The 16,443-nt window shown below is 67.9% G+C and carries 16 protein-coding genes; 6 read left to right on the forward strand and 10 right to left on the reverse strand.

Going from position 1 to position 16,443, the window contains the following annotated elements; genetic code table 11:
• Nucleotides 1-13: 13 nt before the first annotated feature.
• Nucleotides 14-1,096 (reverse strand): CaiB/BaiF CoA transferase family protein, encoded by a 1,083-nt coding sequence (locus tag AC1DY7_RS24585; protein ID WP_477496345.1) that lies wholly within the window; start codon nucleotides 1,094-1,096, stop codon nucleotides 14-16.
• 126 nt (nucleotides 1,097-1,222) lie between these two features.
• On the opposite strand from AC1DY7_RS24585, the gene AC1DY7_RS24590 reads away from it, so the two are divergent.
• The 3 genes from AC1DY7_RS24590 to tet(V) (AC1DY7_RS24600) all read left to right on the forward strand — a co-directional run bounded on the left by AC1DY7_RS24590 (nucleotide 1,223) and on the right by tet(V) (AC1DY7_RS24600) (nucleotide 4,681).
• A complete protein-coding gene (locus tag AC1DY7_RS24590; protein WP_477496346.1) occupies nucleotides 1,223-2,017 on the forward strand; it encodes an enoyl-CoA hydratase in 795 nt (264 codons plus the stop codon).
• Between the two features lie 123 nt (nucleotides 2,018-2,140).
• Entirely contained in the window at nucleotides 2,141-3,403 is a 1,263-nt protein-coding gene (gene tet(V), locus AC1DY7_RS24595) for a tetracycline efflux MFS transporter Tet(V) (RefSeq protein WP_477496347.1), read from the forward strand.
• A gap of 21 nt (nucleotides 3,404-3,424) precedes the next feature.
• Entirely contained in the window at nucleotides 3,425-4,681 is a 1,257-nt protein-coding gene (tet(V), locus tag AC1DY7_RS24600) for a tetracycline efflux MFS transporter Tet(V) (protein ID WP_477496348.1), read from the forward strand.
• A 7-nt stretch (nucleotides 4,682-4,688) separates the two neighbouring features.
• Here the strand turns inward: tet(V) (AC1DY7_RS24600) and AC1DY7_RS24605 are convergent, their stop codons facing one another.
• From AC1DY7_RS24605 to AC1DY7_RS24625, 5 genes are all read right to left on the reverse strand, one after another.
• Nucleotides 4,689-5,372 (reverse strand): lysostaphin resistance A-like protein, encoded by a 684-nt coding sequence (locus tag AC1DY7_RS24605; RefSeq protein ID WP_477496349.1) that lies wholly within the window; start codon nucleotides 5,370-5,372, stop codon nucleotides 4,689-4,691.
• Nucleotides 5,369-6,502 (reverse strand): NAD(P)H-binding protein, encoded by a 1,134-nt coding sequence (locus AC1DY7_RS24610; protein WP_477496350.1) that lies wholly within the window; start codon nucleotides 6,500-6,502, stop codon nucleotides 5,369-5,371. The genes AC1DY7_RS24605 and AC1DY7_RS24610 overlap by 4 nt, the downstream gene beginning before the upstream one ends.
• 163 nt (nucleotides 6,503-6,665) lie before the next feature.
• Nucleotides 6,666-7,112 carry a hypothetical protein gene (locus AC1DY7_RS24615; RefSeq protein ID WP_477496351.1) on the reverse strand — a complete coding sequence of 149 codons (447 nt, stop codon included), beginning with the start codon at nucleotides 7,110-7,112 and terminating at the stop codon, nucleotides 6,666-6,668.
• 135 nt (nucleotides 7,113-7,247) lie between these two features.
• A complete protein-coding gene (locus AC1DY7_RS24620) occupies nucleotides 7,248-7,769 on the reverse strand; it encodes a gamma carbonic anhydrase family protein (RefSeq protein ID WP_477496352.1) in 522 nt (173 codons plus the stop codon).
• 37 nt (nucleotides 7,770-7,806) lie between these two features.
• Nucleotides 7,807-8,763, reverse strand: coding sequence for a GlxA family transcriptional regulator (locus tag AC1DY7_RS24625; RefSeq protein WP_477496353.1), 957 nt, complete (start codon nucleotides 8,761-8,763; stop codon nucleotides 7,807-7,809).
• An 82-nt stretch (nucleotides 8,764-8,845) separates the two neighbouring features.
• On the opposite strand from AC1DY7_RS24625, the gene AC1DY7_RS24630 reads away from it, so the two are divergent.
• Both AC1DY7_RS24630 and AC1DY7_RS24635 read left to right on the forward strand, forming a co-directional pair.
• Entirely contained in the window at nucleotides 8,846-10,105 is a 1,260-nt protein-coding gene (locus AC1DY7_RS24630; protein ID WP_477496354.1) for an MFS transporter, read from the forward strand.
• A gap of 180 nt (nucleotides 10,106-10,285) precedes the next feature.
• Entirely contained in the window at nucleotides 10,286-11,026 is a 741-nt protein-coding gene (locus AC1DY7_RS24635; RefSeq protein ID WP_477496355.1) for a fasciclin domain-containing protein, read from the forward strand.
• Between the two features lie 82 nt (nucleotides 11,027-11,108).
• Here AC1DY7_RS24635 and AC1DY7_RS24640 read toward each other — a convergent pair whose 3' ends face one another.
• From AC1DY7_RS24640 to AC1DY7_RS24650, 3 genes are read right to left on the reverse strand one after another with little or no spacing between them, the layout of a single operon-like run.
• Nucleotides 11,109-12,251 (reverse strand): acyl-CoA dehydrogenase family protein, encoded by a 1,143-nt coding sequence (locus AC1DY7_RS24640; protein ID WP_477496356.1) that lies wholly within the window; start codon nucleotides 12,249-12,251, stop codon nucleotides 11,109-11,111.
• Nucleotides 12,252-12,253: 2 nt separating this feature from the next.
• A complete protein-coding gene (locus AC1DY7_RS24645; protein ID WP_477496357.1) occupies nucleotides 12,254-13,051 on the reverse strand; it encodes an enoyl-CoA hydratase-related protein in 798 nt (265 codons plus the stop codon).
• Entirely contained in the window at nucleotides 13,048-14,208 is a 1,161-nt protein-coding gene (locus AC1DY7_RS24650; RefSeq protein ID WP_477496358.1) for a thiolase family protein, read from the reverse strand. The genes AC1DY7_RS24645 and AC1DY7_RS24650 overlap by 4 nt, the downstream gene beginning before the upstream one ends.
• Nucleotides 14,209-14,419: 211 nt before the next feature.
• On the opposite strand from AC1DY7_RS24650, the gene AC1DY7_RS24655 reads away from it, so the two are divergent.
• Entirely contained in the window at nucleotides 14,420-15,217 is a 798-nt protein-coding gene (locus AC1DY7_RS24655) for a FadR/GntR family transcriptional regulator (RefSeq protein ID WP_477496359.1), read from the forward strand.
• Here AC1DY7_RS24655 and AC1DY7_RS24660 read toward each other — a convergent pair.
• Entirely contained in the window at nucleotides 15,214-16,437 is a 1,224-nt protein-coding gene (locus AC1DY7_RS24660) for an amidohydrolase (protein WP_477496360.1), read from the reverse strand. The two genes, AC1DY7_RS24655 and AC1DY7_RS24660, sit on opposite strands and share 4 nt — an antisense overlap.
• Between the last annotated feature and the right edge of the window lie 6 nt (nucleotides 16,438-16,443).

Here is a 16,443-nt window from a genome sequence, read left to right on the forward strand (position 1 = left end):
TCGTGCCAGGTTCCTAGATCCAGTCGTTGAGAATGGTGTCGTTGTCGGCGCCGATCACCGGCGGCGGCGTGGGCTGCCCGGGCGCGCTGCGCGAGAAGCGCGGCGCCGGAGCCGGCTGCAGGCCGCTGCCTGTCTCATAGAAGGTGTCCCGGTCCGCGATGTGCGGCTCGCTGAGCACCTCGCCGAACGCCAGCACCGGAGTCGCGCAGGCATCCGAGCCGGCGAAGATCTGCGCCCACTCGTCACGATCCTTGGTCTTGAACACCTCGGTGAACGCCACCCGCAGCTCTTCCCAGCGGGCCATGTCGTTCTGCTCGGGCAGGCCCGCAGCGTCCAGGCCCAGCTTGGCCACCAACTCCGCGTAGAACTGCGGCTCGATCGCGCCGATCGCGAAGTATTTGCCGTCGGCGGTCTCATACGTGTCGTAGTACGGGGCACCGGTGTCGAGCATGTTGGCGCCGCGCACGTCGTTCCACAGCCCCTGCGCGCGGAATGACCACATCATCTGGATCAGCACGCTGGAGCCGTCGATCATCGCGGCGTCCACCACCTGGCCTTTGCCGGACGTCTGGCGCTCCCACAGTGCCGACAGGATGCCCAACAGCAGGAACATCGACCCGCCGCCGAAATCACCGGCCAGGTTCAGCGGCGGAACCGGCTTCTCGCCTTTGCGCCCGATCGCGTGCAGCACACCGTTGAGCGAGATGTAGTTGATGTCGTGACCGGCCTGCAGCGCACGCGGACCGTCCTGGCCCCACCCGGTCATCCGGGCGTAGACCAGCTTCTCGTTGACCTTCGCGCAGTCCTCGGGCCCCAGGCCCAGCCGCTCGGTGACCCCCGGCCGGAAACCTTCGATCAGCACATCGGCCTTGGCCACCAGGTCGAGGACGAACTTCTTGCCCTCGGCGGATTTCAGATCGGCGGTGACGCTGCGCCGGTTGCGCAGCATGGCGTCCTTCGCCGGACTGTTCGACGCGGACGGGCGGTCCACCCGCACCACGTCAGCGCCCAGATCTCCCAGAATCATCGCCGCGTGCGGGCCGGGGCCGATGCCGGCCAATTCGACAACCCGCAAGCCGTGCAGTGGTCCCGTCATACCGACCGTCCTTCGTCGTTGAATACTTCGTCGAGTACCGAGTTAGTTGACCGCCGACATAGCTTACTTGTATAACCAAGTCGACCGGCCGCGGGCCACCCGCCCGCCGAACGTGAGGGCGTACCCATGACGTATCGCAGCATCGAGCAGTTGACCGTGGAGCTCGCCGACGGCGTGCTCTCGGTGACCCTGAACCGCCCCGACACCCTGAACTCGCTGTCGGAGGCCATGCTGACCGGGATCGCCGACGCCCTCGAGCAGGCCGCCACCGACGCCGAGGTCCGCGTCGTGAAGTTGGCGGGCGCGGGCCGCGGTTTCAGCTCCGGGGCCGGGATCAGCGCCGAGGACGTATCGGCCAAATCCGTCAACGGACCGGAGGTGGTGCTCGACGCCGCCAACCGCGCGGTGCGCTCCATCGTCGCGCTGCCCAAGCCCGTCGTCGCGGTGGTGCAGGGCCCGGCCGCCGGTGTCGGTGTGTCGCTGGCGTTGTCCTCGGACATCGTGTTGGCCTCGGAGAAGGCATTTTTCATGCTGGCGTTCACCAAGATCGGGCTGATGCCGGACGGCGGTGCGTCGGCGCTCATCGCGGCGGCCGTCGGCCGCATCCGCGCGCAGCGGATGGCACTGCTGGCCGAACGCATCACCGCGGCCGAAGCCTATGACTGGGGCCTGGTCACCTCCGTGCATGCCACCGACGAATTGGACGCCGCAGTGGCCAAGGTGATCGCCACGCTGTCCACCGGACCCGCCGTCTCACTGCGCAAGACCAAGCAGGCCATCAACGACGCCACCCTCACCGAACTGGAAGCGGCGATCGAACGCGAGCGCGAGGGCCAGCTGATCCTGCTCACCTCCAAGGACTTCCGCGAGGGCACCGCGGCCTTCCAGGAGCACCGGCAGGCCACCTTCACCGACAGCTAGACCTCGGGGGCGCCGGTTGTGCGGATTGATCCGCGAAACGCCGAACCAGACGAACACACCGCACAAATGGACGCCCGATAAATCAGTGGCTTCGGCCACCCCTGATCGGTCACCATCAGTTGTGTGAGTACGCAACTCGGGCAACCCCGCTGGCGGGTACTCGCGCCCTTTGCACACCGCGAGTACCGCCTGCTGATCGCGGCGCTGACGCTGTCCATCTTCGCCACCGGCATGTGGACGGTGGTGATGGCGCTGCAGGTGATCGCGCTGGACAACGATCCCACCGCGCTGTCGCTGGTGGCCACCTGCCTGAGCGCCGGGTTGATCGCGTTCGTCCTCGTCGGCGGCATCGCCGCCGACCGGCTGCCGCAGCGCACCATCATCATCGCCGTGGAGTCGGTGAACACGGTCGTCGTGACGGCGATCGCCACACTCGGCCTCACCGGGCAATTGCGCTTGTGGCACATGGCCGTCGGCGCCGCTGCGCTCGGCGTGGGCGCCGCCTTCTTCTTTCCCGCCTTCAGCGCCTACCTGCCGAGGCTGTTGCCGCCCGAACAGTTGTTGGCGGCCAATGGAATCGAGGGCGTGCTCCGGCCGACCCTGCAACAAGCCGTCGGACCCGCGGCGGCCGGCGTGCTGATCGGCGCCACCTTCCCTGCGCTGGGTGCCGCGGCCGTCGCGGTCCTGTACGGCACGGGACTGACCCTGCTGATCGCCACCAGGCCGGTGGCGCAGGCGGTTTCGTCGGAAAGACCGAGCACGCATCCGCTGGCCGACCTTCGGGACGGCTACCGGTTCATGGTGCGCACCCCGTGGCTGTTGGCGACGCTGTTGTTCGCCAGCGGATTCGTGCTGCTGATCATGGGCCCGCTGGAGGTGCTCCTGCCGTTCATCACCAATGCCCGGTTCGCGCACGGTGAACGGATCTTCGGCTTCGTACTGGCCGCGTTCGGACTCGGCGGAGCGGTCGGCGCGCTCGCGGTCTCCTCGGTCCGCCTGCCGCGGCGCTACCTCACGGTGATGATGGCGTGCTGGGGCCTGGGCAATCTGCCCCTGGTGCTGATCGGCTACACGTCGTCGTTCGTGGTGATGGCGGCGGCCGCCTTCGTCGTCGGCATGACCAGCAGTGCGGCCACCGTCATCTGGGGCACACTGCTGCAACGCAGGGTGCCGCCGGCGATGCTGGGCCGGGTGTCCAGCCTGGATTTCTTCGTCTCGCTGGTCTTCATGCCGGTGTCGATGGCGCTGGCCGGGCCGCTGTCCAAGGTATTCGACGTGCAGACCATCTACCTGACGGCCGGGATCATTCCGACGGCGCTGGGTGTGGTCGCATGGCTGGCCGCCCGGATGCCACGGGACGAGGTGGAACATCCGCTGGACGTGTGACGCCGGATAGGGTCTCCCCTCGTGGGCATCCAAACCGGCACCGTGCGCGCGCTGGCCCCGCTGCGGTTCCGCGAGTACCGACTGTTGATCGCCGCGGTGTCTTTCTCGATCTTCGGCACCGGCATGTGGACCGTCGTGATGGCGCTGCAGGTCATGGCGATCGACAACGATCCCGCCGCACTGTCTCTGGTGGCGGCGTGCCTGAGCATCGGGCTGGTCACCTTCGTGCTCGTCGGAGGCATTGCCGCCGACCGGTTTCCGCAGCGCACCATCATCATCGTCGTCGAGTCGGTGAATACCGCCGCGGTGACGGCGATCGCGATCCTGGGGCTGACCGGCACGCTGCGACTGTGGCACATGGCGGTGGCCGCCGGGGCGCTGGGCGTCGCGGGCGCATTCTTCTTCCCGGCCTACAGCGCCTACCTGCCACGCATCCTGCCCGAGGAACAACTGTTGGCGGCCAACGGTATCGAGGGCGTGGTCCGGCCGACCTTCCAGCAGGCGGTCGGCCCGGCCATCGCGGGCGTGATCATCGGCGCAACCTTTCCCACCGTCGGCGCGGTCACCGTCGCGGTGCTGTATGCCCTCGGGTTGACCCTGCTGATCGCCACCCGACCTGTGCGACAACCTGATTCCGCCGAGAAGACGCACGCTCACCCACTCGCAGAACTGCGCGACGGTTTCCTGTTCATGGTGCGCACCCCGTGGTTGTTCGCCTCACTGATGTTCGCCAGCACCTTCGTGTTGTTGGTGATGGGACCACTGGAGGTCCTGCTCCCGTTCATCACCCAGTCGCGGTTCGAGAACGGCGACCAGACCTACGGTCTGGTGCTGGCCGCCTATGGAGTGGGTGGCGCGCTCGGCGCGGTCGCGGTGTCCGCGCGCCCCATGCCGCGGCGCTACCTCACGGTGATGATGGTGTTGTGGGGACTGGGCAACCTGCCCATGGCGCTGATCGGGTTCACCTCGTCGTTCCCGGTGATGGCAGCCTCGGCGTTCGTGGCCAGCTTCACCGACAGCGCGGCGTTCGTCATCTGGGGCACCCTGCTGCAGCGACGCGTCCCGTCCGAGATGCTGGGCCGGGTGTCCAGCCTGGATTTCTTTGTCTCCCTGGTGTTCATGCCGGTGTCGATGGCGCTGGCCGGTCCGGTGTCCAAGGTGATTCCGGTGCAGACCATCTACCTGATCGCCGGCCTCGCACCGATCGTGCTGGCATTGGCCGCCTACCTGGGTGCCCGCATGTCGCGTGACGAACTGGCGCACCCATTAACGAGCTAGAGCCGAGTCAGAGGCCGAAGATCGGGGGCAACGCCAGCACCATGACCAGGCCCCAGAAGAAGTGGGTGAGCATCGGCGCCAGCACACCGCCGGTCATCCGGCGCAGCAGGGCGCAGATCGTGCCGAGCAGAATGGCCGCGAAACCGAGCATCGGGTTACCGGCCGCCATCACCGACACGAAGTAGATGGCCGTGGACAGCAGCACCGGACGGTGTCCGCCGAGTGCGGAGTACAAGGCGCCGCGAAAGAACAGTTCCTCGGCCAGCCCGTTGAGCACAGTGATGAACACGATCAGTGGCAACGCACCCTGGTTGGCGAATTCCAGCACAGCCGTGATGTATTCGCGTACGGGCGGGATCAACCGGGCCACCAGACCGCCGATGACGAACACGGCTCCGACACCCAGTCCCACGCCGACACCGAGGAGCACCGGGCGCCGATACCTGGGCCCGCTGCCGGGTAACCGACCCAGGTGCAGTGGGCCGGAGAGTGCCGCGCCGACGGTCCAGACCCCGGCCATGGCCAGGGTGAGAATATAGAAGGCGTTGTCGCCCGGGTGCCTGCTCAACGAATATGCCTGCAGCGAGGCCCCGATCACCAACACCGCGATGACGGTGATCCGCCGGCGCCGCACCACCTTGCGGGCTTCGTCGGCGGCGGGCGCGGCGGCGCGCCATGGTGACGGGATCATCGGTGCTTCCCCTGCGGAATCAGGTCGGCCAGGAAGTCGATACCCGTACGCAGGGCGGCGACCGCCGGGCCGGGCAGCAGCGGCAGCAGTGCCAGCGCGGGTCGCGCAACCGTTGGGGTGAGCGATCGGATGCGGGCCGCATCGCCACCCGCCCAGCTCGGATCCGTGTCGGCGAGATGGTGCGAATCGGCAAGTCTGTCGACCGGCCGGCGGCGGCGCGTCGCCAGCGAAAGCCTGATGGCGTCGTCCACGCTCAACAGGCCCCCCGGCGGGTCGGGCACCAGTTCGCGCAGCCCGGCACCGGCGGCGGTCATCGGATGATCAAGGGAGGCAGTCAGATCCGCGGCCAGACCCCCCGGTACGGGCAGAGCCGCGGCCGACACCCGCGACGCCAGCGCGGTCGGCACGCTCGGCGCGGGCACGGCCAGATGCCAGATGTTAGCCAGCCTGGCATAGGCCGACAACAGGCCCCCGTAGCTGGTGGTGCTCGGTCCGCTGATGTCATAGGCACCGGCGGGCACCTGCTTCTCATCGGCGGCCGCGACCAGGTAGTACAGCACATCTCGCACCGAGATCGGGTCGATGGGATTGGTCAGCCAGGGCGGCAGGGGCAACACGGGGAACCGGTCGCCGACGTAGCGCATCATCTCGAATGAGGTGGAACCGGCTCCGATGATCACCGCCGCTCCCAGCCACACCACCTCGGGGCCGCCGCGCACGGTCAAAGCGTGCGCCACTTCGGCGCGGCCCGCCAGATGTTCGGAGAGATTGTCTTCCTCGGGCACGAACCCGCCGAGGTAGACGATGCGCTGCACACCGGCGTACCCGGCCGCCTCGGCGAGCCGTCGGGCCGCCTCGTTGTCCGCGGCCCGGAAGCCGGGCTCCCCGATACCGTGGATCAGGTAGTAGATCACGTCGATCGGTCCCGAGCGTTCGAAAAGCGTTGCCACGGAATCTTCTTCGCGGGTGTCCAAGGCGACCGTCGCGACGTCCTCATACCAGCCGAAGGCAGTGAGTCGACCGGGATCGCGACTGCTGACCATCACGTCATGGCCGGTGGCCAGCAATTCGCCGACCAGTCTCGATCCGATGTAGCCGGTGGCACCAGTGACAAGGATGCGCTGGGTCATGCGCGGCCCGTGCGGGCGTTCGACGTCCTGATCTGCACCAAAGCCTCCTACTCACCGGCACCCGACGGCCCCGGTGGCCGCACGTGTCCGCAATTCGACGCGCGGAGGCCCATACCCGGTTCTACTGAGCGCTACACCCGATCGCGGCGCTCGTCACACCCGCTCAGCGGGTGGTGTGGCGGCCGTTGGCGTGCGCCGGATCGACGTCGCGGGCGACCTTGGGGTCGTCGATGAGCACCCGATCGGGCTGGTCGTCGGCGTCGGTGCGCTTGACGTTCGGGTCGATCTTGTCGGCGTGCTCACGGCGCGCGTCCAACTGCTCACGGGTGGAGTCCAGCTTGTCGCGGTGGCTGGCGGCCCGCTCCTGCAGGCGTGCGGCTTCGGCGGCCTTCGCCTCGGCTTCGGCCTGGGCGGCCCGGGCCTTCGCCTCGGTCTCGGCGGCCACGGCCTCATGACGGTTCAGCCGCTGGCTTTCCTCCTGCACCTCTTCGCGGATGCGTTCGGCCTGTACCGAGCGGCGACGATGGGTTGCGCTGCGGACCAGGAATGCGACGAGCGCCAGCACCACGACGGCGATGACGGCAACGATGATCCAACTGGTGGTGGTCATGAGGGCTCCTCCGATCAACGGTGCGCGCCAAGTTATTGACGCACCTGTTGGTTTTGCGGATGCCCACGCGGGCCACCCTTCAAACCACTCCCCGTGTGACCAGCGGGAACCGTTGTCGCCGTGGCGTCTTCGGCCTCAGTCCTGGCGGCGGTGCACGTCGATGAGCCCCTGATAGGCCTCGGCGTTGAAACGGTTACCCGCGACTTCCTCGTCGCTGAGGCTGCGGCGCACCTTGCCCGGCACGCCGGCGACCAGCGACCGCGGCGGAATCACCGCGCCCTGCGGCACCACCGCACCCGCCGCGACCAGCGAACCCGCTCCGACCACCGCGCCGTTGAGCACGATGGCACCCATCCCGACCAGGACGTCGTCCTCGATGGTGCAGCCGTGCAGCACCGCATTGTGGCCCACGGTGACGCCCGCGCCGATGCGTGCCGGAAATCCGGGGTCGACATGGACGGTGACGCCGTCCTGGATGTTGCTGCCCTCGCCGATCTCGATGGGCTCGAACTCGGCACGCAGAGTGGCGTTGTACCAGACACTCACCCGCGCGGCCAGCGTCACCGGGCCGATCACGGTGGCGTTGGGCGCCACCCAGGACTCGGCGTGCAACTGCGGGGCACGCCCGCGGATGGGGATGATCAGCGGCTCAGGCATGGCCGTCATCGTAGTCAGGTGCGTCCTGGAGACCGTCCTAGAGACCTTGGTAGACCTTGCGATAACTCGACGGGGACATCCCCATCCCGCGGCGCAGGTGGTGGCGTAGGTTGCCGCCGGTGCCCAGCCCGGACAGCCGCGCCACCTCGTCGACCGGAATGTCCTTGGACTCCAGGAGTTCTCGGGCTCGGTCGACCCGGCGCTTCCGAATCCAGTTGCCCGGCGCCTCGCCGGTCTCCTCCCGGAAGCGGCGGTTGAACGTGCGCAGGCTCATGTGGGCGTGGCCGGCCAGTCGCGCGACGGTGAGCTCGGTTTCCAGGTGCGCCAGCGCCCAGGCCCGGGTGGCCGCCGTCGATGCGTGGTCGTCCACCGGCATCTGCCGGTCGATGAACTGTGCTTGGCCGCCCTCACGCCACGGCGGGACCACGCAGTAGCGGGCGACCGTGTTGGCCACCTGCGCTCCGTGGTCACCACGAATGATGTGCAGGCACAAGTCGATTCCGGCAGCCAGCCCCGCCGAGGTGAGCACGTCACCGTCATCGACGAACAGCACGTTCTCGTCCACGTCGACCGCCGGATAGAGCGCGCGCAACGCATCGGCGAACTTCCAGTGCGTCGTCACGGTGCGGCCGTCGAGGAGGCCCGCGGCGGCCAGCACGAAGGCGCCGGTACAGATCGACACCACCCGGGCGTCGGGGCGGATCCGGGCGAACGCGGCGGTGACGTCGTCGTCCAGGAACCCGCCCGTGCGGGCCGGGGCGTAGCGGGTGCCGGGGATGACGACGGTGTCCGCGGTGTCCAGTGCCTCCGGTCCGGCGACCGGCACCATCGCGAAACCATTGGTGGAGGCGACCGGTCCGGGCTGCACGGCACACGTCGTCACCTCGTACAGCGGTGCTCCGTCGACGCCCAGGGCGCTGCCGAACAGGGTGGGTGCAATGGTCGCGTCGAAACCGACCACCGGCGGTAGCAGGAGAACTGCCATTCGATGCACCCCGCCATCTTGGCATGTTTTTGATGAATCGTGTCGTTTGTGCCACTAGGCGGGCGGTGGTCATATCCGCGACAGTGGGCCGGTGACACTTCTCGGTACGCGAACACGCCTGCACTGGGCCTGGGTGGTCGCCGCGGTCAGTTTCATCGCGATCCTCGGCGCAGCGGCCTTCCGCTCTGTGCCCGGCGTGATGATGAACCCACTGCATCACGAATTCGGCTGGAGCCACGGCACGGTCGGCGCGGCGATGGCGGTCAACATGACTCTGTACGGCCTGACCGCCCCGTTCGCCGCGGCGCTGATGGACCGCTTCGGGGTGCGCCCGGTGCTCACCGGCGCCCTGACCCTCATTGCCACCGGCTCGGCACTGAGCGTCCTGATGACGGCCAGTTGGCAGCTGGTGCTGCTGTGGGGCGTGCTGGTCGGGCTGGGCACCGGCGCCATTTCGATGGGTTTCGTCGCGACCATCGCCACCCGCTGGTTCGAGGCCCGCCGCGGCCTGGTCACCGGCGTCCTGACCGCGGCCAGCGCCACCGGTCAGCTGGTCTTCCTGCCGGTGGTCGCCGCCGTGACCACCGCACACGGTTGGCGGTGGGCATCGTTGATCGTCGCCGCGGCCGCCGTCGCGGTGGTGCCGCTGGTGGCGCTGTTCATGCGCAACTACCCGCAGGACATCGGTCTGACCGCCTACGGAGCCACCACCACCGAAACCGCGGTGCTGCCCACCGGCACGTTCAGCGCCGCCTTCGAGGGACTGCGGATCGGGCTGCGCTCCCGGGCGTTCTGGCTGCTCGCGGCCAGTTTCGCGATCTGCGGCATGACCACCAACGGCTTGATCGGCACTCACTTCATCCCGGCCGCCAACGATCACGGGATGCCGACGACGCTCGCTGCCGGGCTGCTCGCCACCATCGGCATCTTCGACGTGGCAGGCACGGTGTTCTCCGGTTGGCTGACCGACCGGGTCGACCCCCGGCTGCTGCTGGTCGTCTACTACACCGGGCGCGGGTTGTCGTTGTCGCTGCTGCCGTCGCTGCTGTCCCCGCACGCCGAACCGAGCACCTGGGTGTTCGTCATCTTCTACGGCCTGGACTGGGTGGCCACCGTGCCGCCGACGATCGTGCTGTGCCGGGAGTACTTCGGTGCCCGCACACCCGTGGTGTTCGGCTGGGTGTTCGCATCCCACCAGTTGGGCGCGGCCGTCGCCGCGGCCGGCGCCGGGTGGATCCGGGATCTGCAAGGCAACTATGACCTGGCGTTTTATCTGGCCGCGGGGTTGTGCGTCGTCGCCGCCGGACTTTGCGGCGCGGTGCGCAGACCCCAGCAGGCAGCGGTGGCCTGAGAGCCTCGTTTTTGTTAGTCCAGCCGGTACGAATACCATGCAAGCGGCGCCGCGGGGACGCCGAGGCTCGGGTGGACTGTTAGCTGATGGTGCACGCACGCTGCATGTGCCGAAGTCCCCGCCCATCCGCGCCGCCCAGCTTCAAGCAACTGGACCCAGGCACGACATGGAGGAACTCACGTGCAAGCACGCACCGGCAAGCTCATCGGCGGCGTCGTCGCATCCGCAGCGATCGCCCTGTCCGCAGCGGTGACGGCCCACGCCGACCCGACCACCCCGACGGCACCTGTCCCCGTTCCGCAGGGTTCCGCCTGCGACGCGGGCGTCAAGGCCGTCGCATCCGGCCCGGGTTCGCTGCTCGGTCTCTCCACCGCGGGATCGTCGGCCGCGCTGGCGAGCATCCCGGAGATCTCCACCTTCAGCCAGGCCATCTCGGGTCAGCTCAATCCGGCGGTGAACGTCAGCAGCGTCCTGGACAACGGCCCGTACGTGGTGTTCGCGCCCAGCAATGACGCCTTCGCCAAGCTCGATCCCGCCGAACTGGAGGCCATCAAGGCCGATCCGGTCAAGCTGACCGCGCTGGTCTACTACCACATGGTGCTCGGCATCCTCGGCCCCGACGACATCCACGGCACCATGTACACCCAGCAGGGCAAGCCGGTCGTGGTGAAGGGCAAGGGCGGGGACATCACCGTCAACGACGCCAAGGTCACCTGCGCCGGCATCAAGACCGCGAACGCGCGGATCTACATCCTCGACACCGTGTTGGACCCGGCCCTGGCCCCCGAGGGCGTGACCGCGACGGCCACCACGACGTCGACGTCCTCGACGGAGACCGCGACCACCACGCCGGCCGCTCCGGCCACCGAGACCCCGGTGACGGTCACCAGCACGACGACCACGGTGGCCCCGCCGCGCTGAGCGGCTCACCGCGAAACCGAAGCCAGGGACGGAATCCGTAAAGGATCCGTCCCTGGCTTCAGTTTCGTTGGTTACTAACGGATTACAGGCCCAGATCCCGGCCGATGATCTCCTTCATGATCTCGGTGGTGCCACCGTAGATCGTCTGGATTCGCACATCGATGTAGTCCTTGGCGACCCGGTATTCGTTCATGTAGCCGTAGCCGCCGTGCAGCTGCAGGCACTGGTCGACGACCTTCTTGCCGAGCTCGGTGCACCACCACTTGGCCTTGGACGCCTGGACCGCGGTGAGCTCGCCGTCCACGACCGCGCGCAGGCAACGGTCGACGTACTGCTCGGCGATGTCCAGTTCGGTGTCCAACTCGGCCATTACGAAGCGGCTGTTCTGGAAGCTACCGATCGGCTGGCCGAAGGCCTTGCGGTCCTTGACGTACTGCAGCGTCTCGTTGAACGTGGCCCTCGCGCCGGCGACACCGGCGATGGCGATCGAAAGACGTTCCGAGGGAAGGTTTTCCATCAGATGGTAGAAACCCTTGCCTTCGGTGCCCAGCAGGTTCTCGGCGGGGACGCGGACGTCCTCGAAGTTCAGCTCCGCGGTGTCGGCGGCGTGCTGACCGATCTTGTCCAGCTTGCGGCCCCGGGTGAAGCCCGGCGTGTCGCGCTCGACCACCAGCAGCGAGAAGCCCTTGTGGCCGGCGTCCGGGTCGGTGCGTGCCACGACGACCACCAGGTCGGAGTTGATGCCCGCGGAGATGAATGTCTTGGAGCCGTTGATGATCCAGTCGTCACCGTCGCGCACCGCGGTGGTGCGGATGCCGGCCAGGTCGCTGCCGGCGCCCGGCTCGCTCATGGCGATCGCGCCGATCAGCTCACCGCTGACGAAGCCCGGCATCCAGCGTTTGAGCTGTTCCTCGGTGGCCAGATGCTTGAAGTACGGGCCGACGATGTCGTTCTGCAGGCTCACGCCCGGGCAGGCCAGACCGAACTTGGCGAATTCCTCGACGATGACAGCGTTGAACCGGAAGTCGTCGACCCCGCCGCCGCCGAACTCTTCGGGCATGTTGAACCCGATCAGCCCGTAATTGCCTGCGGCCACATAAGCTTCGCGGTCGACGAGGCGGTCGGCCTCCCACTTCTCGACGTTGGGCAGGCACTCCTTCTCCAGGAACTGCCTGGCAGTGTCACGGAGCTGTTCGTGCTCGGTTTCGAAAACCAGTCTCTTCACAGTTACTTCGCTTTCCAGACGGGCTCGCGCTTCTGCGCGAAAGCCAGCGGACCCTCTTGGGCGTCCTCGGTTTTGAGCAAGGTGGCGAACTCGCCGAAGGTCTGCTTCCAGAACGGCTCGTCGGCGCCGATGACGCCGTCGACGGCGCCGTAGGACACCCGCTTGCTGGCACGGACGGCCAGCGGAGCGTTGACGGTGATGCGTTCGGCCAGCGCGAGCGCCGCGTCCAGCACGGTGCCGTCCGGTACCACCTTGTTGATCAGGCCCCACTTCAGCGCGTCCGCCGAGGACAGCGGTTCGCCGGTGAACACCAGTTCCAGGGCCAGTTTCTGGGGCAGCTGCGCGACGATGCGGAACACCCCGCCGGCGCCGGCGATCAGGCCGCGCTTCACTTCCGGCAGACCGAATTTGGCGCGTTCCTCGGCCACCACCAGGTCACTTGCCAGCGCCAGTTCGGTGCCGCCGCCCAGCGCGGTGCCGTTGACGGCCGCGATGGTCGGCTTGTCGATGAAGTGCCGCACGTACCCGGCGAAGCCCCACTCCGGGTGGTCGGGGTGGAACAGGTTCTCCCCGCGTGAGATGGCCTTCAGATCCGCACCGGCGCAGAATGATTTGTCGCCCGCCCCGGTGAGAATGACGGCCCGGACCTCCGGATCGTCCTGCGCGGCAGCCAAGGCGTCGCCGACACCGATGGACACCGACGCGTTGATGGCGTTACGGGCCTCCGGCCGGTTGATCGTGATGATCGAGACGTTGCCTCGTCGTTCTACGAGCGCACCCGGCTGCTGCTCGTCGCTCACAGCAGTTCCAGGATGGTCGCGTTCGCCTGACCGCCACCTTCGCACATGGTCTGCAGGCCGTACTGAATGTTGTTGTCCCGCATGTGATAGAGCAACGTGGTCAGGATGCGGGCGCCGGAACCACCGAGCGGGTGGCCCAACGCGATGGCGCCGCCGTTGGGGTTGAGCCGGCTCTCGTCGGCGCCGATGTCCTTCAGCCACGCCATCGGCACGGGGGCGAAGGCCTCGTTGACCTCGAACACACCGATCTGATCGACGTTCAGGCCGGACTTGGCCAGTGCCTTCTGGGTGGCCGGGATCGGCGCGGTCAGCATGATGACCGGGTCGGCGCCGGCGAGCACCGCGGTGTGCACCTTGGCGATCGGCTTGAGCCCCAGCTCTTTTGCCTTCTCGGCCGAGGTGACCAGCAGCGCGGCCGAGCCGTCGGAGATCTGGCTGGAGTTACCGGCGTGGATGACGCCGTCCTCACGGAAGGCGGGCTTGATGTTGCCCATAGACTCGACGGTGCCGCCGCGGCGGATGCCACCGTCCTCCAGCACTGTGACCTTGTTGCCGTCCGCGTCCGTTACATTGATCCCGACGATCTGGTCCTTGAATGCGCCGGAATCCTGTGCGGCGGCGGCTTTCTCATGCGAACGCAGGGAGAATTCGTCCAGCTGGGTGCGCGACAGGCCCCACTGCGACGCGATCATCTCGGCGCCGACGCCCTGGTTGGGCGTCTTGTGGTCGTAGCGCGCCTGGAAGGCTTCCGGATAGGGGTGCCCGCCGTTGGCCAGCGAGGAACCCATCGGGGTGCGCGACATCGACTCGACGCCACCGGCGACGACGACGTCGTAGTGGCCGGCCACCACGCCGGCGATGGCGAAGTGCAGCGACTGCTGGCTGGAACCGCACTGGCGGTCGACGGTCACACCGGGCACGGTCTCGGGCCATCCGGCGGTCAGCACGGCGGTGCGGGCGATGTCGAGCGCCTGCTCACCCGCCTGCATGACGCAACCCCAGATGACGTCGTCGACGAGGGCGGGGTCGATCCCGGCGCGCTGCACCAGGCCGTTGAGCACCTGGGCCGACAGCTCCGACGGGTGCACTCCCGACAGGGCGCCGTTGCGCTTCCCCACTGGGGACCGCACTGCCTCGACGATGACCGCTTCTGCCATGACTTCTCCTTCGAAGGTGTGGTGGCTTTTGCAAAGAGTCGCTTAGGCCGCAAGTTCAGCCAGGGCCTTAAGCTGAACCTAGAACAGAAGGTTTACTAGGTCAACCTACTGGTTGGTAGAGCGGAGGTTACGCCCCGGTTGACCCCAGACATGGTTTACTGAGTTCACTAGCTGGCCGCAACCCGGCCACAAATCAGTCCAGGAGGCCCCGGTGGCCCAGTCCACCCCGTTATCGCCGATGATCGGCCCCAACGCCATCCCATCGACGTCCGGCGGCGCCATCCGCAGCCCCAAGACCGCCGAACTGGTGGCGGGCACCCTGCGCCGCATGGTGGTCGACGGGCAGCTCAAAGAGGGTGACTTCCTGCCCAACGAGGCCGAGCTGATGGCCCATTTCGCCGTCAGCCGCCCCACCCTTCGTGAAGCGGTACGTGTGCTCGAGTCCGAACGCCTCGTCGAGGTGCGACGGGGTTCGCGCACCGGCGCGCGGGTGCGGGTACCCGGACCCGAGATCGTCGCGCGGCCGGCCGGGCTGTTACTGGAACTGTCCGGGGCGACCATCGCCGACGTGATGACCGCGCGCTCGGGTATCGAACCGATGGCGGTGCGACTGCTCACCGAATCCGGCAACACCGAGGCGTTCGACGAACTCGACACCATGCTCGCCGACTACGTGCCCTCGGGCCGCGACACCGGCCGGATGGCGGAGACGACGGGCGACTTCCACCGCCGGATGGTCCAACTGTCCGGCAACGCGACGCTGACCATCATCGCCGGCATGCTGCACGAGATCACCGTGCGCCACACCGCCTTCGCGATGAAGGAAAACCGCCCGATGTCCAAATCGGACTACGAGTTGTTGATGCGCTCCTACAAGCGGTTGATGACGTTGATGCGCTCGGGTGACGGCGAGGGCGCCGAGGCGCACTGGCGAAAGCATCTGGACACCGCGCGCGAACTGCTGCTCAAGGGCATGGAGACCGTCAAGGTCCGCGACGTGATGGGCTAACGGGCCCCACCCAGCCAGGTGCGGGCCGCCACCGTCAGCGCCTCCACCCCCGCACTCAGGGTCGGTTCCAGCACCGGCGCGAACTCCGGTGAATGGTTCGTCGGCGGCAACTCCCCCTTGGCGAAGGCGTCGGTGAAGGTCTGCATGGTGACCCCGCCCCAGAACCAGAACACCGTCGGCACCCCGATGGCGTTGCCGAACACCCCGACATCCTCACTGGCCGACAGCGGCGGCAGCGGCCACACCTTGTCCGCCCCGAAGTGCTCCCGCAGGGCGGCGACGGTCTTCTCGGTGGCGGTCGGATCACTGATCAGCACGGGCGCCGTCACCGTCCAGTCGAAGTCCGGTTCGCGGGGCGCGTTCGAGGCCGCGGCTTCGGCGCGCACCACCCGTTCGACCGCCGCGCGCACCGCGGCCCGGCGCTCGGCTGAGTAGGTCCGCAGGTTGATCCCCAGTTCGGCCGTGTCGGGAATGATGTTCTCCTTCGTCCCCGCCTGCAGCCGTCCCACGGTCACGACGGCCTGTTCGTGCGACGGCACCTCCCGGGCCACGATGCCCTGCAAGCGCAGTACCGCCGCGGCGGCCATCACCACCGGGTCGACGGTGTGTTCCGGTGCGGACCCGTGCCCGCCGCGGCCGTGCAGCGTCACGTCCACCGAATCCGTCCCGGCCATGATCGGGCCGGTGCCGTAGCCGATGACGCCTGCGGGCAGCGGGCCGACGTGCTGCCCGATGATGACCGACGGCGTCGGGAAGCGGTCGAACAATCCGTCGTCCAGCATCGCCTGGGCGCCGCTGGCGAGTTCCTCGGCGGGCTGAAAGACGGCCAGCAGCGTTCCGGACCACGCGGAACGGGTGGCCGCCAGCGTCTGCACCGCACCGACGAGGGCCGCCGTGTGCATGTCGTGGCCGCAGGCGTGCGCGACGGACACCTGCCGGCCGTTGGCATCCGGCACGGATTTGGTACTGGCATAGGGCAATCCGGTGTTCTCCCGGACCGGCAGCGCATCCATGTCGGCCCGCAACATCACCACCGGCCCGTCGCCGTTGCGTAGCACCACGACCACACCGGTGCCACCGACGCCAGGGGTCACCTCGGCTTCGGTGCCCTCGAGCGCGGCAATCACCCGGGCCGCGGTGGCGTGCTCCTGACCGGACAGTTCGGGGTCGCTGTGCAGTGCGCGGTACAGGTCGGCAAGGCTTGCGGTGTCTATCGCCATACCGAC

The organism is Mycobacterium sp. P2_H7 (genome assembly GCF_056403275.1).